This window comes from uncultured Rothia sp. (assembly GCF_937976295.1).
GTDB lineage: Bacteria > Actinomycetota > Actinomycetes > Actinomycetales > Micrococcaceae > Rothia.
In genome coordinates this window covers 1-2,199 of record NZ_CALJRY010000027.1, presented here as the reverse complement: position 1 = coordinate 2,199, position 2,199 = coordinate 1, and the positions used below count along the sequence as shown (strand labels likewise).

The window sequence follows — 2,199 nt, the reverse complement described above, 5'->3', positions numbered from 1 at the left end:
GTTTCAGACATGCTTATCCTCGCGTTTCAATCCGATATCTACGACGTTCCAGAAACAATTTCTGCAGAACTCCTATGCTAGTTTCTCACGAAGGCACACGCGAAACCCATACACACCTAACGGGGAGCGCGCAGATAATCCTCAATCTTCTCAACGGCGAGCGCCGCGCCATCCATAGGGCGCATTGCCTCACCCAGCTGCCGTGCCTTAGCGCGCATGCCCTCATCGCTGAGCAGACGGTCCAGAATATCGCGCATATTGCCGCGGCGCACATCATTCTTCGTGAAACGCAGGGCGTTACCGTAGCGCACGCACTCCTCAATATTCCAGCTCTGCTCCGCCTGCATCGCAATACCGGCAAACGGTACACCCGCCAGGCACGCCGTCTGTACCGTCCCCTCACCGCCGTGAGTTATCGAGGCATCAATATGGCCGGCGAGCAGATGCGCCGGAACAGTCCCGGCGAAATGGATGTTGTTGCCCAGCAGGTGGGTATCCGAGAGCTGCACCCCGCCGCCGACCAGCACATCCACAGGAGCCACTGACAGCTGCCGCAGCACCTGCACCAAAATATCTGCAGAGCCGGACGAGCCCATTCCCACATAAATCAGGGGCCGATCTCTAGGCTCCCAAACAATCTGCGGCAGCTCACCGGGCGCACGGTAATAAATAGGCCCCACACCAACATCGGGTTTCACCAGAGAATCGCCGCGCAGCTGCGTAAACAGAGAACAGATAAGATTCACGTCGGCGCTGAGCATATCCACAGTACGGCAAGGAAGCCTCAGCCCATATTCGCGTGCCACACGCACAAAAGAAGCCGGCTTATACGAAAACACCCGCGCTACCGCACGCAACCACCCCGGTGCCGCAAGCTCACCGCCTACAGGTTTCTTCGAAAAATACGTCGATGAATAAGCGTACGGGCGTGCATAGAAAATAGGGACACCCGCAATACGCGCAGACAGCAGCATCGTCAGATTAGAACCAATCACCACAGCATCCGCGTTAAAGTCACGAATAGCTGCGAGCTCAGCGGTGACCCGCCGACGCACCATATCGGTCGTGAAAGGATGCCGCACTCCCCTGCCCTGATCCAGCGCCATAATCTGCTCCGCCTCAGCATCGCTCATGATTGGCTCGCGAAGATGCACAGGAAGCCCGGCGCTTTCCAGCAGCCCTATGTGCTTAGGGGAATACACGTGGAACAAGACCGTATGACCTCGTTCCCGAGCCACACGCGCTATCTCAATGCAGCGCGTGGTTTCACCCATATTGAAGCTTTCGGGAGAGAAAAGAATACGGCTCATCACAATCTCCAGCAGGCGCACACGTGGCTGAGCCGAATCTGCGGCTCATAACCTCACCAGTGTAAAACGGAGCCCCAGCATTCCCCCGCATAACGAGGAATACTAGGGCTCCGTTTCGCTGTATAAGCTTCTCTTACTTCTTACGCAGAATCAGGCCGATAGCGCCAATATGGTCGGCGTGGCGGCGGAACACACCGCGCATACCCAGCACACGCTCACGAATCTGCGGCTTACGCGCCAGATTGAACGCAATCTTCGCAACGCCAGCAGGACCCTCATCAGCCAGCAGACGCTTCGGCTCCAGCAGAGCCATATCGGTCTGGTACACATCCAGCACCTCAAAGCCAGCCTCCTCCGCCAGAGCAGTCCACTCGGCAACAGTCAGCGGGCGGGCATTCACGCGGATAGTGCGCGCCAAATCCTTCTGAATCTCTTCCTTCAACTCCGGGCGCAGATAATCAGGAACCAGCGACATCTCGTGAATAGCGTAGTAGCCACCCGGACGCAGCAGACGAGCCGCCTCACGCATAATCTCCAGCTTGTGCTTATCGGTCTGCATGGTCAGCATCGCCTCGCCCACCACGGCATCGTAGCTTTCCGAGGGAAGACCGGTCTCCTGGGCGCTAGCGTTTACCACACGGTAGTTCGGCTTAGTCGATGCGCCAATACGCTCAGTTACGATTTCAGCAGCCTTGGGATCAAGATCCACACCGGTGTAGCTCTTGGGGGAACGCTTCACAATCTCCAGGGCGGTAATACCCAGGCCCGGTGCAAACTCAACGACATCAATGTCGCCACCCAGAGCGCGAGCCAACAGCCAATTGGTGGTCTCGCGGCCGCCGGGGCGCAGAACCTTCTTGCCCAGCTGAGCCAGAAGCCAGTGACCTGC

2 protein-coding genes are annotated in these 2,199 nt (G+C 57.7%); both read right to left on the bottom strand.

Annotation, left to right across the window (positions count from 1 at the left end):
• Positions 1–116: 116 nt before the first annotated feature.
• Complete coding sequence (locus tag Q0216_RS00735; protein WP_298592115.1) at positions 117–1,310, bottom strand: glycosyltransferase; 1,194 nt, start codon at positions 1,308–1,310, stop codon at positions 117–119.
• Between the two features lie 133 nt (positions 1,311–1,443).
• Positions 1,444–2,199 (bottom strand): class I SAM-dependent methyltransferase (locus tag Q0216_RS00730; RefSeq protein WP_298592112.1); only part of this gene is annotated, 756 nt, incomplete at its 5' end.